Here is a 22,035-nt window from a genome sequence, read left to right as displayed (position 1 = left end):
AGTGAGCCTGTTGAACGTTGGTGACCCACTGCCCCAGTACCTCATCGCGGTGCTGAGGCTTCTTGCCCACGTTGGCAAGCCCATCGATGAGGACCAAGCGCGAGCACTGCTCTGCCCGCCGGGAATCAGCGGTCAGAAGGTCGTCGATTCCTCGCTCTCCACTCTGGTGTCGCTCGGAGTGGTCAACCGTGAGAACGGCGAGCTGGATCTGGCTGTCGAGGTGACGCCAAGGCACGACAGCATCGTCGACGCACTGTGCAAGGCGATCCTCGCCCCGGAGAACAACACCGGTGTCGGTGAGGACGCAGGGCAGTCCGGTCCTCGTGATCTGGTTCGAGCCCTGTGCTGGTTCTTGACGATCGATCCCACAACCGAGGCGTTGGGGTGGTCGGAGGTGCAACGTCGCCAGATCAACGCCATCAAAGCCGAGTTGGGAGCACCTATCATCAACGACACTCGGTGGAATCCCTTTTGCTCGTGGGCCAGTGTCCTCGGCTTCTGCACACCGGCGCTGACCAATGCCGCCGACGGTTCGACTGCGGCCAGGCTCGCTCCCGACTGCACCGCTGCCGTGCGCCGGACCGTGCTGTCCCGCTGGAAGCCCGGGGAGTCTCTGGAACCAGACGTCGTGTTGAGGGAACTGCGCGGTGCATTGCCCGTGCTTTCCGGCGGCTCCTACTCGACGTCGGTGGGCTTGGAGTTCCCTGGGGCCAACCACGCGGGGCAAGCCCTGTCATTCGCGCTGTTGCGTGGGCACGACGAGAAGTGGTTGCGATTGGAGCAGGACGACGACGCGCGATCGCTTCTGTACCTCGACGACCCAGACCAGCCCGGCTATCCCCGGACGTTCAGTTCGATCACCGTTCTGGAGGCTTCTCGTGGGTGACCTGGCGGGCTATCTGTGCTGGACTCCCGATTCCGCCGCCTCGCGCATCAGCACCGAGGCGGTGATCCCGTCGTCGTCGCTGTTCCTCGCCACGCACACCCCGCTGCGGATCAGTCGCGCGCGGCTCGTCCAACGCGGCCTGGTGGAGTCAGGGGACTTCGTCGACGAGCATGTGGTGCTGGAAGAGTTCACGAACCGAAAGGCGGACAGCGGTGCGTTGATGATGCCACTGGTCGGCGAGTCGGGTTCAGGCAAGTCGCACTTGGTTCGTTGGGTGCGCGAACACCTGAAGCCCGCAACAAACCAGAAGGTCATCTACCTGGAGAAGACGCAGACAAGTCTGAAGGCGGTCGTCACAGCTTTGCTTTCGGATGTCGAGGACACCTCCCTCGACAGCCTGAAGCGAGAGGTGTCGTCGTTCAGCGTGCAGATCGATCCTGCCGCGCTTGCCCGAAAGATTGTCAACTCGCTCAACGAGGCGTTGGCCAACACCAAACCCGCCGGGCTTCCTGCTCTGGAGCGTGGGCTTGTCGGGCCCAACGGATTGGCGTTGCTCCTGCAGGACCCCCTGTTCCAGGGCTACCTGTTGCAACCCAAGGGGTTCATCGCGCAACTTGCGGAACAATTGCTCCGTGATCGCGGGAGCGAGTCCTCCGAACGTTCCCGGGGTTTCACGGCCGAGGATCTTCCCCTGAAGGTCAAAGACGTGAACTCGGCGGCCGCTAAGTCGAAGAGGTTGGTCGGAATGATCAACACGATGCCCGGCTTGAAGGATGCCGCTATCGGGTTGCTGAACAGCCACTTGGAGGCGGCGCTGCGGTCCGCGGCGAACCTGGCGGCGGGCCGCCTCACCGATGCGTTCCTCAAGGTCCGCAAGGTCTACGCGACCCAAGGGCGGGAGATCCTCCTGCTCATCGAAGATTTCGCCTTGATCCAGGGCGTGCAGGGGGAACTGCTCGACGCGCTCACGGAGCCTGCCGTGCGCGAGGGCGAGGTGCGCCTGGCGCCGATCAGGACGCTCATGGCCGTTACCACTGGTTACTTCACCGACCTGCTGCCTGAGACCGCCTTGACGCGGATCGGCGCCGCCAGCGGTGGGCACGTCTTCCGGCTGGACGTGACCTTCGGCAGGAGTGAGGACGAGGCTGCGCAGATCGCTTCCTTCACGGGCCGCTACCTCAACGTGGCCCGCATCGACGGCACGACGCAGGACCTCGGGGAACAGGAATTGACGAAGAACCGGTGCGACACCTGCGCGTACAGCGTCGAGTGCCACGAACGGTTCGGCACGTCCCCTGAAGGTTACGGTCTCTACCCGTTCAACCAATCCGCCCTGGTTCGCATGGTCCACTCCACGGCGGACAAACCGAACTCGTTCGTCCCCCGCACGGTGTTGGGCAAGGTCGTCAGGCCAGTTCTGATCGAGCACGCGCGGTCCATCGAGGGAGGGACCTTCCCGGACGAGAGCGCACGTCTGCGATTCCCCCGGGCAATGGAGGATGCAGCCCTCGCCACCGAGGTGTCGAGCGTGATCGAGACGGAGGACGAGTCCGACGTCGATCGGTACAAGTTCGTCCTGGAGTTCTGGGGGAACGCGCCTTCCAGTCTCCAGCGGATGGACGCCGGCCTCCTGCGAACGTTCCGGTTGCGCCCCATCACCACGGTGACGCCGAATCCCGGTCAGCCCGATCCGGAGAAGCCGCCGGGGTCCGGTGGGCCCGTCACCAGAGGCCCAGCAGTCAATCCGGGGCCGCCCCTGTCGCCGAAGTGGCAGTGGAAGATTGACGCGATCGAACTCTGGGCCGGTCGTGGTGAACAGTTGGACCAGAGGGTCGCCAACGACCTGCGGAAGATCATCATCGAGGCGGTTCAACGGAGATTCCTGTGGATCGACCCGCTGATGCGCGAATGGACTAAGACGCCGATCGGGAAGGCCTGGCCCACCGGTTCGAGAACGGTCTCGATCGAGGACGCCTACGGCGAGAAGATCGGCGAGTCCGCGCCGATCCGATTCGAGCGCAAAGCCGTGACGAGCCAGTTCTTCCAGGGACTGGTGCGATTGCAGAACGCTGGCCGCACCCGCGCGGTCGACCTCCGGAGGCTGGCATCCATCGCCGAATCCGGTGGATCGCACTTTGCGGCCGCAGTGCAGAGGTACGGCAACATCTCCGACGACCACCTGGTCACCGGCATGCGGGCCACCCTGCTGGGTGGTGTGCTCGCCGGCCGCGCGTGGCCAGGCATGAGGGAACCAGACCTGCTTGCGGTTGTCTTCGACGAAGGGCGCGAGTGGACCCGCACTGACTCCGATTCACGGACTGCTGTGTGGAACGAGTCATTGGAGCGGCACCGAGCTGGACGGCCCGAGATGGTCCAGGTTCTGCGCGGCAACCTGGGAGTCGCCCAGGGCACCGGCGAGATCCGCATGATCGACGCCGCCCGGGCGCTGCCCCTCCTCAAGCGGGCCGTCTCGGAGTGGCAGTGGCGGCCGGAGACGACTCCGAACTGGCTCCAGGGCGTTACCGGGTTCTCCAACCTCGACGCTTGGGTGACTGCGCAGATCGCGGCCCTGCGCTCGATGCTCGAACGAATCCGGGATTTCCTGCCGGAGCGGACGAGCGGACCGGAGACCGTGGAGGCGGTCCGGGTCGCGCTGGACGAAGCGCCCCGGGTGGGACTTGGTCCCACGAGTCGCGAGGAGGACTCACGCCTGCGTGACTTGATCAGAAAGGCGCAGGAAGTGGATTGGCGCGCGGTAGGTGTGCTCGCGAACGACCTTGTTCGCTTGGAGGACGCCACCATGACCGATGACAAGCGGTACGCCTCGGCTCTCAGGGTGGCTGCGGTGGACCGCGGCCCGTCCTTGGGGGTCATCCTCGAGTTCCTGACAGCGGCGGACCGCTGGCTGTCGGTCAAGCTTCCGGAAGCGAAGAACCGGATCTCGACGGCAGGGGACGCCGCAGTGCGTGCCGTGCAGGGTGCACTGACAACCTGGTCCGCGATCGGCACGGAGGATGCCTGAGATGGCCACCAACAGATCCGTCCTCGACAGGGCGCTCGAGATGCAGGGCCAAGTGCGTCGCCTCGATGCGGACGCCAGTGTGGAGCAGGCCGCCAAGAGCACAGCCCAACGCGTGCGCGAACTCGAATCCGCCCTGGCCGACCTCGCTTCCGCGGTTCGGCTCGCGCAGGCGCTGACCAGGTACTCCGGGACGGAGGTACCCCTCGGTGACATCCACGGCGGGATGTCCGAGTTGCAGCGGCAGGCGTCCGCTGGCCTGCCGAAGGACCGGGTTGTCGACACCGCGCGGAAGAAGGTGTCCGCTTCCGTGACGGGGTTGGCGGAGCGGAGCCAGGAGGTGTGGCGCTCCTGGACGGCCGCGGCGTTCGCCGGCATCCCCGTGAATCGGATCGCCGGGCTGGATCCCGCACACCAACGAGCGGTCCGGACTATGGTCGATGAACTGGGTCGACTGCGCAGGAAACCCAAAACAACGTTGACAGACGTCGTGGAGTTTGGCACAAAGCACGCCGATGTGCTGGAGGAACTGGCTGCCGCAGCCGATGCGTCGGACGAGTTGCTGGCGCTCCTGGCGCGATTCGACAACCAGACGATCACCCTTCGCGATATAACGGACGCTGACATCGCCCTGCTCCGAGAGCACGGCATGGATGGCGAGATCGAGATCAGGAGGAAGCAGGGGTGACGCTCGATCCCGGCGGCACGTTCGTCGGAGAACTGCTCAACGGCCTGGAAGACCTCGAACTCTCCCTCCTCTCCTGGGGTGTCACCAGCGGGGCGTTGTCCAAGGAAGAAGTGCTCGACACGGTTGAGACCGCCTTGGCTCGACACCCGGACGCCCCGCACGACCTCACCAGCTCGCAGGTCGTGCAGGCGTTGATCAACGCCGGTCTGCTGTTCCCCATCCCGAGGAGCAACCCGCCGACCTACCGGACGCGCATGGCCGAGGCCCTGCGGTTGTTGGCGCAACTGCGCCAAATCTTCCCCGCAAGGGACACGGACTTCGAGAGAGACCCCTGGTGGCAGCGGTACAAGCCGTTGGTAGCCGACTACCGCTTACACGTGGCCGATCGCCGGTACCCGAAGCGGAACATCCCCCTTGCCTCGGCGTTGGCGGAGTTCGCGCGGATGCCGGGGTGGGACGCGCTCGCGCACGCGACGGTCTCGGCTCAGGTCGGCGACCGGGACCTCGCCCGGTTCCAGATCGATGCCACCATGGCTGTGCTCTCCTCGCTACGGGCCCAGAAGCATCGCGGCGTCGTGGTCGGCGCGGGTACCGGAAGCGGCAAGACCCTGGCGTTCTACCTCCCTGCCTTCACGGCGATCCGCCAGTGGGCGGCGAGGGGCGGCACCGGGGTGCACACGCTTGCGCTGTACCCCCGAACGGAACTGCTCCGCGACCAGTTGCGGGACGCCCTCCAGAGCGTAGGGAAGGTCGAGCGGAACGGCGTCCCACCAGGGCGTCGTCCGCTCCGCGTCGGCGTGCTGTACGGCGATACCCCGCAGTCGGTGGGACAGTTGGAACAGTACAAGGACACCTGGTACAAGAACTGGGAGAAACAGCGCGACGGTCTGATCTGCCCCTTCCTGTCCTGCCCGGTGTGCGAGCGGGGCAAGCTCAAGTGGGCCGACCGCGACCGCGCGCAGGGTGTCGAACTGCTCGTCTGCACCACGTGCGGGCACAGGATCGAAGACGGTCGCTTGACGCTCACCCGCAAGTCTTTGCTGGCCAACCCGCCGGATTTGCTGTTCACCACGACCGAAATGCTCAATCGGACGAGCACGGACCCCGGTCTCGGTCGGCTTCTGGGGTGGACCGGACGAGGACCGGCGCTGGTGCTCCTCGACGAGGTCCACACCTACTCGGGGACGCATGGCGCACAAACGGGTCTACTGCTGCGCCGGTGGCGGCACGCGGTCGGCAGGACCATGACTTTTGTCGGGTTGAGCGCGACCCTGCACGATGCTGGGACGTTCTTCGCCAAGTTGGTCGGGCTACCGATCGACAGCGTCACGCACATCGAGCCGCTGTCCGCGGACATGGAGCAAGAGGGACGGGAGTACGCGATCGCCGTGCGCAGCGACCCCGTGTCCGGGGCCAGCGTGCTGTCCACCTCCATCCAGACCGCGATGCTGTTCGGCCGCGTTCTGCAAGCCGACGACGGACAGGATTCCCCGTTCGGCTCGACGGGCTTCCTGTTCACAGACGACCTGGATGTCTCCAACCGCTTCTTCAACGACCTCCGCGATGCCGAAGGCGGACAGCGCCGGTCTGGTGCTTCAGGGCGAAAGGCGGTTCTGGCAGGTCTGCGGGCGTCGGACTACGCGCAGCCGGAGGCACGCTACGCCGACGGGCAGTCATGGGACCTGGTCGAGCGGATCGGACACGTTCTCGGGCGCGAGCCGGGGGCCACAAGGCCGCTGTCCATCGCCCGCACGACTTCGCAGGACACCGGCGTCGACTCCCGGGCTTCGCTCATCGTCGCGACCGCCGCCCTCGAAGTCGGGTTCAACGACCCGCGGGTCGGTCTGGTGCTGCAGCACAAGGCGCCGCACGACGCGGCCTCATTCGTGCAGCGACGCGGCCGGGCGGGCAGGCGTCGCGGGACTCGGCCGATCACCGTGGTGGTGCTGTCCGAGTACGGGCGGGACCGGCTCATGTACCAGGGGTACGACACGCTCTTCGACCCGGAGATCTCGGCACGCGGTCTCCCCGTCACGAATCGGCACGTGCAGAAGATCCAGGCGGCGCAGTCGATGTTCGACTGGATCGCCCGCTCCTACCGCGAGCGATTCCCGTGGTCGGACCTGCGTCGGACCCTCCAGGCGCCGCGATCGCGCGAGGATGCGGAGGACAACGCGGCACAGTGGTCCTGGTTGGTGGAGCGACTGACGGCGCTGTTGACGGAGGACAGTAGTCAAGCTGCCCTGGCACAGCACCTCGGCAGGGCTCTCCAACTCGACGACGACTCTGTCCAGGCGCTGCTGTGGGAGCAGCCTCGGTCGTTGCTGCTCTCGGTCGTGCCCACCGTCCTCCGCAGGCTGGAGAGCAAGTGGAAGTCGATGCGCGCGGATCCCGGCAAGGTGCCGGGAAGCTTCCTCCCCGAGTTCGTCACCAAGGCGCTGTTCGAGCCGCTCAACCTCCCCGAGGTGGTCCTGGATCTCCCGTTCTCCAGTGAGCGGGCCGAGTACCTGCCCATCGGCAAGGCCCTGCGAGAGGCGGTGCCCGGTCGGGTCAGCATGCGGTACGGCTACCAGCAAGACGATCACCGCACGTGGGTCCCGCTGCCCGCTCAGAGAGAATCGACCCTCGACCTGGACGCGATCGCCCCGGATGCGCCAGTCGTCGGCCAGTGGCAGCCGTGGGGGAACACCGCTGACTCGTACCGCGTGCTGCGACCGACGACGATCAAGCTGAGTGAACCGCCTCCCGAGGTCAAGGACAACTCACAGGGCTACCCGCGCTGGATGTCGCAGGTGGTGCTCTCACCTCACGGCCTCCTTGCGGCCGACACGCCGAAGTCCTCGCCCTGGGGCGACCGCATCCGGTCGGTCGGCTTCGCCACGCACGCTGCCGGTAACCCGGTCCTAATGCGGAGATGGACACCAGGTGCACAGTGCGACGTCAGCACGGTGTCCGGCACGGAGCGCAGGGATGTCACCTATACCCACGACGGGATGCGCGGTGCACTCGGCTTCGAACTCGACGTCGACGGCATGCGCGTCGAAGTCGCGCCGCTGAACACCACGGACGCCACCGTCCTCCGACACCTCCGCTCGCCGCAGTGGCGCTCACTCGCCTTCCAACGGGCGGTGACGGAGAACTCCGAGCTCTTCGACTCGACCAATCACTTCCAACGCACGTGGCTGGCGCTCGTGTACTTCACCACCTACTCGCTGGCGGGGGTCGGCTCTGGGGCCACTCCGCGTGAGTTGTGGAACCGATTGCGCGACGGGTCCTGGCGGGATGCCCTTTCAGAGGTCCTGGCGGTGCTCTACCGGAACGACGCGTTGACCGCGAGCGGACAGCCGCAGGTGACCGATCGCCTGCTCAACGACCTCACCGAGCTGAGCAGGAACCCGGCTGTGGTCGACGCGCTCAACCAGGCGGGTGAACTGTTGTTCGTCGATGACGTGGATGTCCGTACCCTCCACCTGGCCCGTCGCGCCTACTTGGACACCGTGGCCTCGGCGATCCTCGGTGCCGCGTTCCGGACCTGCCGCGACGCGGCCGAACAGGACCTGGTCGTGGACGTCGTACCCGGGTCGGACGAGAACACCGGTGCGACGGTGTGGCTGACCGAGACAGGTGTTGGCGGTATCGGCGTCATCGAGCGCTTGGCCGAGTCCTACACCAAGGACCCGGGAGGGTTCTGGTCGATGGTGTCGGGCATGCTGCGACCGGGCGAGTTCGAGAACACCGACGCGGCGCTCACTCGCCTGATCGAGCACGTGACCGCCGACACCGGAAGCGCAGCGGCGCGAGCGATGGCGGACATGCGCGCGGCGAAGTCCGCCCACGACAGCGAAAGAGCGCTGCGCGACCTGCGCAACGCCTGGGAAGACCTGGACGGTGCGGTCACGCGGGCGTCCGTCGCCGCCCTGTCAATCCGGCTGCTACGGCCCGGCAGTTCTCCGCAGACTGACCGCACGGCAGCCGACCTGATCTCGGCCTGGTCGACTTTGGAAGAGCGACTTGGTATAGAGATCGACGCTCGGGTCCTCGCCTACGCCGTGGGCTCCGGACGCCTGGAACTCGGCTCGGGGGGAGATCGGCTCAACGCCGACCAGGTCTTCGGCATCCTCTGGCCGCGCGGTGCCCAGATCCGCAATCAACACCTGGAGAATTACCAGCCTTACATCCCGTTCGACACCCCCGTGATGCACGACCGGCTCCTCATCGCCGCGGCGCACGACGAGCACCTCCCGCTGATCCCGCTTGATTCGCCCGACTGGCAGCAGCGCTACCGTGTCGAACTGCCAGAGGCCGGGGCGGTGTGGCTCGCCTGTTCGACGGAAGACCGGCGCACCCTCGGCCGAGCGATGGCGATGATCCCCGCCCTACCGGTCGACGCCGACGTCCTCAGGGTGTACGGGACGATCACCGAGACGGTCCGGCACGGCAGGGAGTTCCGCGTCCGGGTGGAATTGCGCGAGAGTGGTCGATGAGCGGATTTGAAAGAACGGTGCGGACAGGACCGAGGTTGCGGTTGAGCGCCGACACGATCCTGGCGGACGCCCTGCTGTCCGAGCTGGTCTCACCCGGACCCGTGCTCTGGGTCGTCTCGGCTTGGATCAGCAACGTCGACGTGCTCGACAACACCCTCGGCGCGTTCTCCGCCGTATTGGGAGACGAGCAGGTCAGCCGGTACCGGCTTGCGGACGTCCTGGCCCGGATTGCCCGCGCTGGGAGCCGGGTGCGCGTCGTGACGCGACCGACGCCGCACAACCAACTGTTCGTCGACCAGGTGAGGACCATCGTGGGCACCGCCGCCGACCTGACGGTCGTCTTCGACCCCGTCGAACACGAGAAGACCGTGTGCGGACGCGACTGGATGATCAGCGGCTCGATGAACTTCACCGCCAGTGGGATCGGCACCAACGAGGAGTCCGTCCGCTACGTCGTGGACGATGCGGAGGTCGCTCAGGCGCGGTTGGACTTCGCCGCCAGGTGGGGTGAGGGCCGGTGAGTGCTCCGTCGGACGTCGCCACGGCCCCGCACCGCGACATCGAGGCGTTCCTCCAGGCATTCTTCGGTCCGGGCAACGATGCTGACGCCTATCCCGAGACGACCGAGAGTTTCAAGCGGTTCGCGCGGCTTGACGACGGCACTCCGATCGTGCTGCCGCGTTTCGTGGCCAGCAGCCAGGAGGCCACGATGTACGTGATCGCGGACAACAGGGTGCTCGCCCCTCATGTCTCGGATCTGATCAACGCGTTCGCAGGGCCGACGTACTGCAAGACCGCGGAACTGGTCCCGGTCACCTTGGATCCAGCCGATCCCGTCGAGGCGGCGATCATCGAGCACTACGGCCCAGCCGTCGACACCTACGTCCTCACCGCAGGCACGAACCCCCAGCATCGCCGCAACCTGCGCAACGCACTCCAGCGGATGCAGTCGACGGTGTCGCGGCGGCCGAGGCGTCACTGGCAGTTGGACAAGCCGCTCGGGCGCTTGCTCGGGGAGTTCGACGCGGCGCTGGCTGCGGGCGGCGAGGCGACGTCCGCGCAGATCTTCTCCCAGATCTCGGCGAAGGGCGGCCTGACCGCCAGCAACCTGGCACACCTGCGGATCAAGCGCCTTGACCGACTTGGGCTCAGCGGTGAACTGCTGGCACTTCCCGAACTGTCCGGAGTGCTCCTGCAAGATCCGCCCGTGCGCGTTCGAGAAGCGGTCCTCAACGCCGTCTACCAGACCGTTCTGGCGGAACCACTGGCTCGTGGCGACGTCACGGCGGCTTGGGAGAACCTGCGAGACCTCGAACCGGCGTTGCCCCTGCCGGTGCACGACCCGGTAAGCCTCCACGGCGGCCAGGCCGCCGCAGTCCTGCTTGTGGCCGCGATCGGCCGGGACGACCACGACATGCTGGTGACCGCCCTGGCCTCTCGCGGTTCGTGGTCCGACGAGGAGTTGCCCGGCGTGCTGTGGCGGCACATCGAGAGGTTGGTCGGTGTGGCGGTGTCACCCGCCACAAGTGAGCAGGGGCCAGGCGTCGTCCACACGGCAACGGACGATCATCAGTTGACCGGGTGGGTGGACTTCATCACGGCAGCCGTCCAACGCGACCCTCGCGTGCCGAAGGTGATCAGCGACGGAAGTTGGGGTTCGTGGCCACCGCTCGCACAGGAGGACGCACGTGTGAGGGACCTGTTGGTGACGCTGAGGGACCACGAGTGGCTGGAAGTCTGGCAGGTGGTCAGCGTCTTCATCGAAGCGGTCGGTGACGACGGCGTCGCGCCGGCGATCTCGACGGAACTGATCGGCGCCGCGCTCACGCTCGACCGCTTGAGCCGCAGTGATCTGCTGTCGCTCTACGCATTGACCGAGATTTTCCTCCGATCGGCACCCAGCCGCTCTCGGTACGCTGACTTGCTAGACGGGCTGCGGGCGTCGGCGTCGCAGTGGGCAGGCGTGCAGACCAGTGACGTCGTCCTGGACTTCGCCGACCGCCTGGTCGTCGCGGCCTGCCCGGATGAGAGTGCCCGGACCGACACCGCCATTGCCCTCCTGGAACCCCTGCACCGCGGCCAGCGCAGGCTCGCCCGGGAGGACGCGCTGCTTGCAAAGCAGCTGTGCGACGAATTGGCTGTGCCGCTGGAGTGGCTCGACGCCCCGGAGGACGACGCCGAGTTCACCCTCGCCGACGTGCCACCCCTGTCGGTGTTGCTCTACTCCCTCGACGAGGCAGTACTGGCCAGGAGCGCTGACCAACTGCACAAGCAGTCAGCCAACATCAAGGTAGTAACTTCCCATGACAAGGTCGGTACCGATTCTCTTAAGCAGAAGGCGCGCAACGCGGACGTGATCGTGCTGGCGACGCGCTGCGCCAAGCACGCTGCCACAGGATTCATCACTGAAAACTCAGGCAGGAATGTGCGTACTGTGTACGCGGACGGGAGCGGTTCCGCGTCCTTGTTGCGGGCCGCGGTTCAGGGAATCCGCAGCTTCGTCGAATGAGTGGGCGTCGTCCGACAGCTACCGGTCGACACTGGGTCTCGCCCCTGGACCGGCGGTGTCAGCCGAGTTGCCAGCCGCGCCTGTAAACCGGGCCACCCTCGGCGGTTCGGCAGGCGTTGGCGAAGGACGGGGAGTTGTAGCGCGAAGCCTACCCCGGACGCGGTGAGTCGGAGTTGAAGAACGAGTGTCCGTAGGGCGCGGAGGACGGGCTACGGGACGGTGCCACGGGGAAGCCGGACGTCGGTGCGCGGGTGGTGCCGTCCCGCACCGGTGGCACGACGCCGTGGTGGGTGGTGGCCGTGCTCATCCGCGCAAGCTCCGGTAGACGGCGTTCACCAGGCCGTTCACCCGAAGGTCGTTGCCTTCCAGCAGTTCGGATCCCCGGTTGGGGGTGTAGGCGAACGCGATGTCGTTGCCGGGGTCGGCGAACGCGTAGGACCCGGTCGCCCCACCGTGCCCGAAACTGCCTGCGGGCAGTCCGCCGGGGACGAACGGGCCACCGGGCAGCATGAACCCCAGGCCCCAGTCCGTGCGGATACCCAGCACCTCGTCCCGGCCACTGGAGTGGACCCGCGCCGCCTGCTCGGCGAGTTCCGGGCCGAGCAGACGGGTGCCGTCCACCTCGCCGATGCTCGCCGCGAAGAGCTTCGCCAGGCCGGCGGCGGACGCGGTCCCGTCCGTGGACGGCGCTTCGACCTGGGAGAACTTCGGATCGGTCGCTTCCTCCCAACCGATGTGCATGCTGCCGTACAGCGCCCGGTAGGTCAGGGACGCGGGATCGGCGAGCGCTTCGTACAGCGGCTGGAGTTCCGGCACCTGGCTGCCGAGCTCGACTTCCGCGGCGCTGCCCGGCAGCACCAGCTCGGCCAGCCGGTGCAGTTCGCTCCCCGGTAGGCCGATGAAGCAGTCCAGCCCGAGCGGTGCCGCGATCGCGGTGGCGAAGTACGACCCGACGGTCTGGCCGGTGACCTGCCTGATCACCGCGCTCAGCAGGTGCCCGAACGTCACCCCGTGGTAGCCGTGCGCGCGACCGGGCGTCCACTGCGGACGAGCGGACGCGATCGCGTCGAACACCGGGGCTCCCCGGACCAGTCCGTCGTAGGTCACCGGGCTGTGCTCCAACGACACCACCCCGGACCGGTGCGCGAGCACCATCCGCAGCGTGATCCCGGCCTTGCCCTCGGCGGTGAACGCCGGCCAGTAGTCCGCGACCGGGCGGTCCAGGTCCAGTTCGCCGCGCTGGACCAGGGTCAGCACGCTGATCGCCACCATCGCCTTGGTCGTGGACGCGATGGCGGTGACCGTGTCGTGCCGCCACGGCTGCGCGGAGTCCGGGTCGGCGAGCCCGCCCCACAGGTCGACGACCGGTCGGCCTCGGTGCCACACCGCGACCGACGCGCCGACTTCCCCCCGGTCGACGAAGTTCCGCTCGAACGCCTCACGCACCGCATCGAAGCCCGGTGCCGTCGAACCGTCGATAGTCATGCCGCACCCTTCGTTGCCCTACCTTCCGGTCGGTAGGCTAGTCGACCGACCGGAAGGTAGGCAAGTGGGCTAAGGTGGCACCGTGAGCAGGCAGGACACGGGGAACACCCGCGAGAAGATCCTGGCGGCGGCGTGCGAGCTGTTCGCCACGCACACCTATCGTGCGGCCACGATGCGAGAGATCGCCGAACGGCTCAGGATCGCCAAGCCGTCGCTCTACCACCACTTCGCCAGCAAGGCGGAGATCCTGGACAGCCTGATCAGCGCGCCGATCACCGAACTGGCCGCCGTCGTCGACGCCGCCGCGGCCGAACCGGATCCCGCCGAGACCCGGCGCCGGGTCCTGCGCGGCTGCATCGACGTGATGGTCGACCACCGCGACGTCATGCGACTGCTGTTGCGGGACGCGTCCGTCTACACCGACGACTCGACCCAGGTCGTCGCCAAGGTCGTCACTACCGTCGACCGGGCGATCGCGCTGCTCGCCGGCCCGGACGCCGACTGGCGGCAACGGCTACGCGCGGCACAGGCGTTCGCCGCCGCCACCGACCCCATCGGCCAGTTCCACGACGCACCAGACGACGAGCTCCGCGACGAACTCTTCCGCGGCGCCGGCCCGCTCGTCGGACTGTCCGAGCCCTGACGCGCGGAACTGCTCGGCGACGACCTCGTGATCACGCCGTGGAGACTTGGTCGCAGCGGCCCGCCGGGGGCCTGGTGACGGCTCGGCGATCGACGTCCCTTGTGGACGGTCCCGGGGTCAGTCGAGGACCGCGAACGCCTCGACCTCGACGAGCACGTCCGGCTCGAACAGGTAGTCGACGCCGATGAGCGACACCGGCGGGAGCGGCCGGGGGATCCCCAGCTCGTCGGCGACCTGGTCGAGGCCCGCCATGAAGTCGTCCATCTTCTCCGGGCTCCAGCGCGTGACGAAGAACCTGAGCCGCACGACGTCGGAGAAGTCCGCGCCGGCGCCGGCCAGGCCGCGCGCGGTGTTGCGCAGGGACTGCGCGACCTGGCCGGTGAGGTCGCCGGTCGCGACCGGGTTCCCCTCGGCGTCGCGCGCGATCTGGCCGGCGACGTGCACGTGGCGGGCGCCCGTGCCGATCGAGACGTGGTGGTAGGGGACGGGCTGGAACATGCCCTCGGGGCTGAGCAACCGCACGGTCACGGGAAGTCCTTCACGCTGGTAGTCGGTGGTATCCAAGGTCTACCTGGTACACGAAGGGAACTTCAACGAGACTAGGTGTCATGCAGGAAACCGCCCCGCCGACGTCCGGCGGCCCCCAGATCGCCGCGCCGCACCGCGAGCTGCTCGACCAGGTGCTCGACAAGTGGTCGTTGCAGGTGCTCGACCAGCTGTGCGGGCGTCCCTCGCGCTTCAACGAGCTGCGCCGGGCGATCCCGGTCGTGACGCAGAAGTCGCTCACGGCGACGCTGCGGCGCTTGGAGCGCAACGGGATGGTCGAGCGGGTCGTCGTCAGCTCGCGGCCGATCGCCGTCGAGTACCGCATCACGCCGCTCGGGACGACGCTGCAGGACCTCATCGACGCCTTGCTGCGCTGGACGACGGTCAACATGGCCGACGTCGAACGCGCACGCGCGCGGTTCGACGACGAGGCGTAGCTCACCCGTCCAGGACGCCCCGCCGGTACGCGGCGGCCACCGCCGAGGCGCGGTCGGTGACCTCCAGCTTGGCGTAGATGTGGAGCAGGTGGGTCTTCACCGTGGCCTCGCTGATGTAGAGGCGGGCGGCGGCCTCGCGGTTGGTCTTCCCCTCGGCCACGAGCGCGAGCACCTCGCGTTCGCGGGCGCTCAGCCGTGCCTCGGTCAGCGGGCGCGCCGGGCGGATCCGGGTGAGCAGGAGGGCGGCGACGGACGGCGCCAGCACGGTCTCGCCGCGCGCGGCGGCGCGGACGGCGCGGAACAGCTCCTCGCGCGGCGCGTCCTTGAGCAGGTAGCCGATCGCGCCCGCCTCGACGGCCGGCAGCACGTCGGAGTCGGTGTCGTGGGTGGTGAGCACCAGGACCCGGGTGCTCGGCACGCGGTCCAGCAGCATCCGGATCAGCGCGCCGCCGCTGGGACCGGGCAGCCGCAGGTCGGTCAGCACGACGTCCGGCTGGGCCGCGGCCACCACGGTCAGCGCCTCGGCTCCGGAGGCGGCCTCGCCGACGACCTCCAGGTCCGGCTGCGTGCCGAGCATCCCGCGCAGCCCGTCCCGCACCACCGGGTGGTCGTCGACGACCACCAGCCGCAGCGGCGTCACCGGTGCACCCCGATCGCCGGAACGGTGACGCTGACCGCCGTGCCGCCGCCCGGCGCGGACTCGATGTCGACGCCGCCGGCCAACGCGCGCACCCGCTCCCGCAGCGCGGTGAGCCCGAAGCCGCCGCCGTGCCCCGGCGTGAACCCGGTCCCGTCGTCGCGCACGTCCAACACCACCACGTCCTCCATGTAGGAGAGTGTGACGTCCACGCGTCCCGCCGAGGCGTGTCGGCCCACGTTGGACAGGGCCTCCTGGGCGGCGCGCAGGACGGTCACCTCGACCTCCGAGTGCAGCGGCTGGGGCGTCCCGGTCACGGTGACCGTGGCGGGCACGCCGTACTGCTCCCGCCACGTCGTCACGGCCTGCCGCACCGCGTCGCCCAGGCGTGCGTCTTCGAGAGGTCCGGGCCGCAGCGCCTCGATCGACCGCCGGACCTCCACCAGGCTGGTGCGCGCCAGCCCGCCCGCGATCTCCAGCCGCGAGCGCACCCGGCCGGGTGGGACGGCGCGCTCGTCGATCGCCTCCAACTGCGTGACGATCCCGGTCAGCCCCTGGGCGACGGTGTCGTGGATCTCCCGGGCGAGCCGCGCGCGTTCACCGGCGACACCGGCGGCCCTGGCCTGCTCGACCAGGAGACCGTGCAGCCGGGCGTTCTCCGCGGCCACGGCGACCAGTTCGGCGTTGGTCTCCCGGCGGCGGATCGCCTCCCGTTCCATCGCCCTGATCATGGCGCCGACCAGCACGGCCAGCGCCGTGCTCAAGGTGAGGTTGAGCAGCAGCCGGGACGGGTCCGTGCCGGGGACCACGAGCCACGGGACGTTGGCCGCGACCACGCCGACGTACGCGGGCCACCCCGGCAGCGCGAGGAACGCGAGCACGTAGCACATGGGGACGAACAGCTGGAAGGCCTCGTCGCGCAGCACCAACGCGGAGGTGAACGCGAGCAGGCCGACGAAGTACCCGACCATCGGCCACACCCAGCGGTCCCACCACTGGGGGTGCAGCACCACGAACCAGGTGTGCCACACCGCGAGGGCGACGGCGACGCCGAGGGTGGCGGCCTGCTCCGACCAGTCCCGCGGGCCGGTGGCCACGGACACCGCGCAGGCCAGGAGCAGCAGGCCCAACGGCGCCAGCGCCCACGCCTGGTTCCACCGGTGTTCCCGCAGCAGGCCCAGCTGTTCCTCCACCGACGTCACACCGCCATCTTCTCCGTTGGCCGGCGATAAGTCAGGCGACGCAACAGCGCCTCCGCTGGACCGCGCCGGCCCGTGCGGCGCAGCAGGTCGGCCAGCAGCACGGAAACCAGCCACGTGCCGAGCGCGACCGCGGCGATCCCGGCGGTGCCGAGCTTCGCGCCCAGCCCCAGGGTGTACGGCATCAGCAGCGCCACGAACACCACCGACTGGAACAGGTAGCAGCTGAGCGAGTACTGGCCGGTCGCGGCGAGCGCCCGCACGACCGGTCCCCGCCGTTCGCCGACGCGGATCGCGACCAGACCGATGAGCGCCGCGTACCCGAGACCCCCGGCGACCCCGGTCACCGCGTGCAACGCCGAGACGCCCCACAGCGCGAGCCCCGACGTCGGCTCCCACACGCCGCCCACCGCCAGGCCGATCGGCAACCCGCCCGCCGCGGCCACCGTCAGCCCGATCACGGCGGTGCGGAGCAGCAGGGTCCGGTGCGCGGCCGGTTCGGTGAGCACCCGGCGCCTGCCCGCCCACGTGCCGACCAGGATGGCGCTGCCCACGCCGGTGATGCCGAACGGCGTCAGCATCCACTCCGCCGGCCGCAGGGCGAGCGCCGCCAGCGGGTCCGCCGTCTCGAAGGAGAGGAAGTAGGAACGCGCGCCGCCGTTCGGCGGGAGCATGGCGGAGGCGCCCTGCACCAGCGCCACGACGAGCAGCCACAGGCCGGCGGCGGTAAGCAGCTTGCGGTCCGCCGTCCGCTGCCAGGTCACCAGCAGGAAACCCAGGATCCCGTACGTCGCCAGGATGTCGCCGGGGAACAGCAGCACCACGTGCACCGCGCCGAACACGACCAGCCACCGGCTCCGCCGCCGCAGGAGCCGCTTGGTCTCCCGGTCGTCCACGCCGGCGGTCCGCTGCCGCTGGTGCACGTGCACGACGCCGTAGGCGAAGAGCGCGGCGAACATCGGGTAGGCGCGCCCGTCGACCAGGGTCACGTCCAGCACGCTGATCACCCGGTCGAGCAAGCCGTCCTCGACGATGTGCTGCCGGACGCCGTAGGGCCGGCCGTAGAGGTACACCACCGAGTTCGCCAGCGCGATGAGGGCGAGCATCACCCCGCGGGCCAAGTCCGGCGCGAGCGACCGTTCCCCGGCGGCGACCGGCCCCACCGCGATCCTTGGTTTCGTCATGGCTCCAGCGTCGTGCGCGCGGGCCGTCGTCGAATCGTCGGTTCGACGGACGGCGCGGGTCCACCCGGGTCGGTCCCGGGTCCACCGATCGGTCGATGTGGCGAAGCGCTTCGATCCTGGTCATTGACAAGGCCCAGGGCGCACCGCACAGTTTGGGAGCGCTCCCAGATCATCACCGTCGATGAGGAATTCCCTATGAGACCGCGTCCCGTCGTGCTACCCGCACTCGCCGCCCTCGTGGCCGCCCAGGTCGTGCTGACCACCGGCGCGCCGGCGCAGGCCGACTCCGCCGCCACCGTCACGGTCAACACCAGGGCCGGGTTGGAGGTGGTGCACGAGGCCGCGACCGGGGTGAACCACGCCATCTGGGACGCCCAGCTCGGCAGCGACGCCGTCGCCGACCTGCTCAAGGACGCGGGCGTCAAGGCGATGCGCTACCCGGGCGGGTCCTACTCGGACATCTACCACTGGGCCGACCACACGGCGCCCGGCGGGTACGTGGCGCCCAACACCGACTTCGACACGTTCATGGGCGGCGTGCGGAGGGCTGGCGGTCAGGCGATCGTCACCGCCAACTACGGCACCGGCACGGCCGAGGAAGCGGCGGCGTGGGTCCGCTACGCCAACGTCGAGAAGCGCTACGGCGTGAAGTACTGGGAGATCGGCAACGAGAACTACGGCAACGGCCACTACGGCTCGGGCTGGGAGGCCGACCACCACCCGGACAAGAGCCCGACCTACTACGCCAGCCTCGTGCGCGACTACGCCACGGCCATGAAGGCGGTCGACCCGACCATCAAGATCGGCGCGGTGCTGACCACGCCGGGCGAGTGGCCGGACGCCATCACGGCGGCGGGCGACTCCGCGTCGTGGAACGAGACCGTGCTGTCGATCGCCGGCCCCGTGGTCGACTTCGGCATCATCCACTGGTACCCGAGCGGTGACACCGCGGCGCAGGTGCTGGCCAAGACCGACCGGGTGGGCGACCAGATCGCCCTGGTGCGCGAGCAGTCGCGCCGCCTGGCGGGCAAGGACCTCGGCATCGCGCTGACCGAGGTGAACACCTCCTACGGCCGCAACACCCAGCCGGGCGCGCTGTTCGCCGCCGACGCCTACGCGACCATGATCGGCCACGGCGTGTTCAACGTGGACTGGTGGAACGTCCACAACGGCATCGGCCAGGTCCGCGAGATCGCGGGCCACCCCGACTACGACGACTACGGCCTGCTCTCCAGCGGCGGCTGCACCGCCGACGGCACGGTGTGCCAGCCCGCGCTGAACACGCCGTTCGCGCCGTACCACGCGATCTCGATGGTGTCCCGCTTCGCCCGCCCCGGCGACCAGCTCGTCACGGCCGCCTCCACCGACCCGCTGGTGCGCAGCCACGCGGCCCGGCGGCCCGACGGCGGCCTCGCGGTCATGCTCGTCAACCAGGACCCGGACGCCGCGAAGACCGTCGACCTGCGGTTCGCGGGCTACTCGGCCGCCGCCGACGCGACCGTGCTGACGTTCGGCAACGGCGACACCGGCATCACGACCACGACCGGCTCGTCGTCCTCGGCGACGCTGCCGCCGTACTCGATCACCACCCTCGTGCTCAAGCCGAGCGGCTCCGCGACCGGCCCGGCCGCGCCCGCCCGGCCGGCGGTGGACTCGGTCACCGACCGCACCGCCGCGCTGTCCTGGCCCGCGCCGCCCGCCGGCGTGAAGTACGAGGTGCACCGGGTCGACGGCGCGAACACCGAGCAGTGGGGCGAGACGACCGGCGCCACCTTCACCGCGGCCAACCTCACGCCCGGGACGAAGTACACGGTCAACCTCGTCGCGCGCGACAACGCGGGCAGGGTGTCGTGGTCCTCGCCGCCGCTGACCTTCACCACGGGCACACCGGCCACGTCGACGTGCGCGGTGACCTACAAGGAGGTCACCAACTGGGGCAACGGTTTCGTGGCCGACCTGGAGATCGCCAACACCGGCGCCACGCCGGTGAACGGCTGGACGCTGACCTACACCTGGCCCACCACGTGGCAGCAGGTCTCCAGCGGCTGGAACGCCACCTGGGCCCAGACCGGCTACCAGGTGTCCGTGGCCAACACCGCGCCGCTGGCGCCGGGCGCGTCGACCACCGCCGGGTTCGTCGGCAGCTACCAGGGCCCGAACGTGCGGCCCGTGAAGTACTTCCTGAACGGAAAGCTCTGCACGACGCGCTGACTCCGCGCTCGTTCCCGCTGCCCCCTGTCGACCGCGGTCGACAGGGGGCAGTGTCGTTTCACCGAACGTCGTTCGTTCACATTCATGACCCGCCCGGGTCGGATTTGTTCACGAGTGTGACCAGCACGTATTCCCGACGGAAAAGCGAATGTCCGGCGTTGACCGGATGTGCCGCAGCTCCTAGCATCCGAAGGGAAATAGCTTTCCCTGCCCGGCGGTCATATTTGTGAATCGGCGAGGTATCGCCGTTTTCCGGCGTGCGCGAGAAGTCGGCGCCGGCTGCCGGAATCGTTTCGGAAGTGGAGTCGGCATGAGCACATCGGAGCAGCCCGCAGCGACGCGGGCTGTACGACCGAGGGCCGTTCGCGGCGGGTTGATCGCGGTGGGGGCCGTGGTCGCGCTGGCGGCCACGCTCGCGGCGTGGCCACTAGCCACGTCCGCGCGAGCGGCGGTCGGCGCGGGCACCTACACCGTGAAGAACGCCGGCAGCGGGCACTGCCTGGACGCCGCCGGGTCGACGAGCGGCGTGCAGCTGCGGCAGCAGGCGTGCGGTGACGTCGCGGCCCAGCGGTGGACGTTGACGGCGGTCAGCGGCGGGTTCCGGATCACGTCGGCCGCGACGGGCCTGTGCGTCGGCGTGCAGGACGCGTCGACCAGCGCGGGCAAGGCGATCCAGCAGCAGGCGTGCACGGGCGGCTCCAGCCAGGTCTGGTCGGTGACGGCGGTCGGCGGCAACTACCGCGTGGTCAACGCCAACGGCGGCAAGTGCATGAACGTCAAGGACAGCTCCACCGCGGTCGGCGCGCTGGTGCAGCAGAACTCCTGCGACAGCGTCGTCTCCAAGCAGTGGACGTTCGCCCCGGCCACCGGGGTCACGACGACGACCACCACCAGCACGACCACGAGCACCACCACGACGACCACCACCACGACCACCACGACCCAGCCGCCGGCCTCCGCCCTGTACGTGGCGCCGAACGGCACCGACGGCGCGGCGGGCACTCAGGCCGACCCGACGACGCTCACGTCGGCGATCAGCCGCATCACCCCCGGCGGCACGATCCTGATGCGCGGCGGCACCTACCGCTTCACGCAGACCGTCACCGTCCCGCAGGGCAACAACGGCACGTCGGCCGACCGCACGGAGCTGTTCGCCTACCCGGGTGAGACCCCGGTGCTGAACTTCTCCGCCCAGGCGGAGGACCCGGCCAACCGCGGCCTGGCCGTGAACGGCAACTACTGGCACGTGCGCGGCATCGTGGTCGAGCGGGCCGGTGACAACGGCATCTTCATCGGCGGCAGCAACAACGTCTTCGAGCGCACGGTCACGCGCTTCAACCGCGACACCGGCCTGCAGCTGTCGCGGATGCTGTCCACCACCCCTAAGGACCAGTGGCCGGCCAACAACCTGATCCTGAGCGCGGAGTCGCACGACAACGCCGACTCCGACGGCGAGGACGCCGACGGGTTCGCCGCGAAGCTGACCTCCGGTCCCGGCAACGTGTTCCGCTACGCCGTGGCGCACAACAACATCGACGACGGCTGGGACCTGTACACCAAGACCGACACCGGCCCGATCGGCGCGGTGACCATCGAGGACTCCCTGGCCTACGAGAACGGCACGCTGAGCAACGGCGGCCAGGCGGGCAACGGCGACCGCAACGGCTACAAGCTCGGCGGCGAGGACATCGGCGTGAACCACGTCATCCGCCGCAACATCGCCTACGACAACGGCAAGCACGGCTTCACCTACAACCGCAACCTGGGCACGATGACCGTGTCCGACAACGTCAGCATCGACAACGCCGAGCGCAACTTCAGCTTCGACGGCGGTTCCTCGGTGTTCCGCGGCAACACGTCCTGCCGCAGCGGCAGCGGCACCAACGACAAGACCGTCGGCAACGTCGACGGCACCAACCAGTTCTGGAGCGGCACGAACGGCTCCCGGTGCGCGTCCTACGCCGGTGCCCTGCGCTGGTCCTACGCCTCGGACGGCCGCCTGGTCGTCACGTTCGGGTAGCCCCCTGTCCCGGGGGGGGGGGGGGGGGGGCCCCCCCCCCCGGCCGGGGAGTTGGGGCGGGCCCCGGCGGGCCCGGCGCGCCGGGGG

General features: G+C 68.9%; 15 protein-coding genes. 10 read left to right on the top strand and 5 right to left on the bottom strand.

Features of this window, described 5'->3' with window-relative positions:
- Window position 1 precedes the first annotated feature (1 nt).
- From dpdG to LNK82_RS07225, 6 genes are read left to right on the top strand one after another with little or no spacing between them, the layout of a single operon-like run.
- Window positions 2–886 (top strand): protein DpdG, encoded by an 885-nt coding sequence (gene dpdG / locus LNK82_RS07250; protein ID WP_230566145.1) that lies wholly within the window; start codon window positions 2–4, stop codon window positions 884–886.
- The gene (dpdH, locus tag LNK82_RS07245; RefSeq protein ID WP_230566144.1) at window positions 879–3,908 is read left to right on the top strand and encodes a protein DpdH; all 3,030 of its coding nucleotides are present in this window, start codon (window positions 879–881) and stop codon (window positions 3,906–3,908) included. The genes dpdG and dpdH overlap by 8 nt, the downstream gene beginning before the upstream one ends.
- A gap of 1 nt (window position 3,909) precedes the next feature.
- A complete protein-coding gene (locus LNK82_RS07240; protein WP_230566143.1) occupies window positions 3,910–4,593 on the top strand; it encodes a hypothetical protein in 684 nt (227 codons plus the stop codon).
- Entirely contained in the window at window positions 4,590–9,077 is a 4,488-nt protein-coding gene (dpdJ, locus tag LNK82_RS07235) for a protein DpdJ (protein ID WP_230566142.1), read from the top strand. Before LNK82_RS07240 ends, dpdJ begins: the two co-directional genes overlap by 4 nt.
- Complete coding sequence (gene dpdK, locus LNK82_RS07230) at window positions 9,074–9,598, top strand: phospholipase D-like domain-containing protein DpdK (protein WP_268995875.1); 525 nt, start codon at window positions 9,074–9,076, stop codon at window positions 9,596–9,598. Before dpdJ ends, dpdK begins: the two co-directional genes overlap by 4 nt.
- The gene (locus LNK82_RS07225; RefSeq protein ID WP_230566140.1) at window positions 9,595–11,586 is read left to right on the top strand and encodes a DUF2325 domain-containing protein; all 1,992 of its coding nucleotides are present in this window, start codon (window positions 9,595–9,597) and stop codon (window positions 11,584–11,586) included. The genes dpdK and LNK82_RS07225 overlap by 4 nt, the downstream gene beginning before the upstream one ends.
- 303 nt (window positions 11,587–11,889) lie before the next feature.
- Here LNK82_RS07225 and LNK82_RS07220 read toward each other — a convergent pair whose 3' ends face one another.
- A complete protein-coding gene (locus tag LNK82_RS07220; protein WP_230566139.1) occupies window positions 11,890–13,071 on the bottom strand; it encodes a serine hydrolase domain-containing protein in 1,182 nt (393 codons plus the stop codon).
- 82 nt (window positions 13,072–13,153) lie between these two features.
- On the opposite strand from LNK82_RS07220, the gene LNK82_RS07215 reads away from it, so the two are divergent.
- Window positions 13,154–13,714, top strand: coding sequence for a TetR/AcrR family transcriptional regulator (locus LNK82_RS07215; RefSeq protein ID WP_230566138.1), 561 nt, complete (start codon window positions 13,154–13,156; stop codon window positions 13,712–13,714).
- Window positions 13,715–13,831: 117 nt separating this feature from the next.
- Here the strand turns inward: LNK82_RS07215 and LNK82_RS07210 are convergent, their stop codons facing one another.
- On the bottom strand, window positions 13,832–14,242 hold the full coding sequence (locus LNK82_RS07210; RefSeq protein ID WP_230566137.1) for a RidA family protein: 411 nt from the start codon (window positions 14,240–14,242) through the stop codon (window positions 13,832–13,834).
- A gap of 80 nt (window positions 14,243–14,322) precedes the next feature.
- On the opposite strand from LNK82_RS07210, the gene LNK82_RS07205 reads away from it, so the two are divergent.
- Entirely contained in the window at window positions 14,323–14,697 is a 375-nt protein-coding gene (locus tag LNK82_RS07205; RefSeq protein ID WP_230566136.1) for a winged helix-turn-helix transcriptional regulator, read from the top strand.
- 1 nt (window position 14,698) lies between these two features.
- Here LNK82_RS07205 and LNK82_RS07200 read toward each other — a convergent pair whose 3' ends face one another.
- The 3 genes from LNK82_RS07200 to LNK82_RS07190 are packed head-to-tail and all read right to left on the bottom strand — an operon-like array spanning window position 14,699 to window position 17,717.
- Window positions 14,699–15,337: a response regulator gene (locus LNK82_RS07200; protein ID WP_308257176.1), complete on the bottom strand. Its 639-nt coding sequence runs from the start codon at window positions 15,335–15,337 to the stop codon at window positions 14,699–14,701.
- A complete protein-coding gene (locus LNK82_RS47605; protein ID WP_230566135.1) occupies window positions 15,334–16,536 on the bottom strand; it encodes a sensor histidine kinase in 1,203 nt (400 codons plus the stop codon). Before LNK82_RS47605 ends, LNK82_RS07200 begins: the two co-directional genes overlap by 4 nt.
- A complete protein-coding gene (locus LNK82_RS07190; protein WP_230566134.1) occupies window positions 16,533–17,717 on the bottom strand; it encodes a DUF418 domain-containing protein in 1,185 nt (394 codons plus the stop codon). The genes LNK82_RS47605 and LNK82_RS07190 overlap by 4 nt, the downstream gene beginning before the upstream one ends.
- A 195-nt stretch (window positions 17,718–17,912) precedes the next feature.
- Between LNK82_RS07190 and LNK82_RS07185 the strand changes: the two genes are divergently transcribed.
- Both LNK82_RS07185 and LNK82_RS07180 read left to right on the top strand, forming a co-directional pair.
- Window positions 17,913–19,928 carry a cellulose binding domain-containing protein gene (locus LNK82_RS07185; protein ID WP_230566133.1) on the top strand — a complete coding sequence of 672 codons (2,016 nt, stop codon included), beginning with the start codon at window positions 17,913–17,915 and terminating at the stop codon, window positions 19,926–19,928.
- 310 nt (window positions 19,929–20,238) lie between these two features.
- Complete coding sequence (locus LNK82_RS07180; protein WP_230566132.1) at window positions 20,239–21,948, top strand: RICIN domain-containing protein; 1,710 nt, start codon at window positions 20,239–20,241, stop codon at window positions 21,946–21,948.
- Window positions 21,949–22,035 lie beyond the last annotated feature (87 nt).

Origin of the sequence: Saccharothrix luteola, from assembly GCF_020859565.1 — a bacterium.
Taxonomy (GTDB): Bacteria; Actinomycetota; Actinomycetes; order Mycobacteriales; family Pseudonocardiaceae; genus Actinosynnema; species Actinosynnema luteola.
Note: the sequence above shows the minus strand (reverse complement) of the source record. Positions and strands in the feature narration are given on the sequence as shown.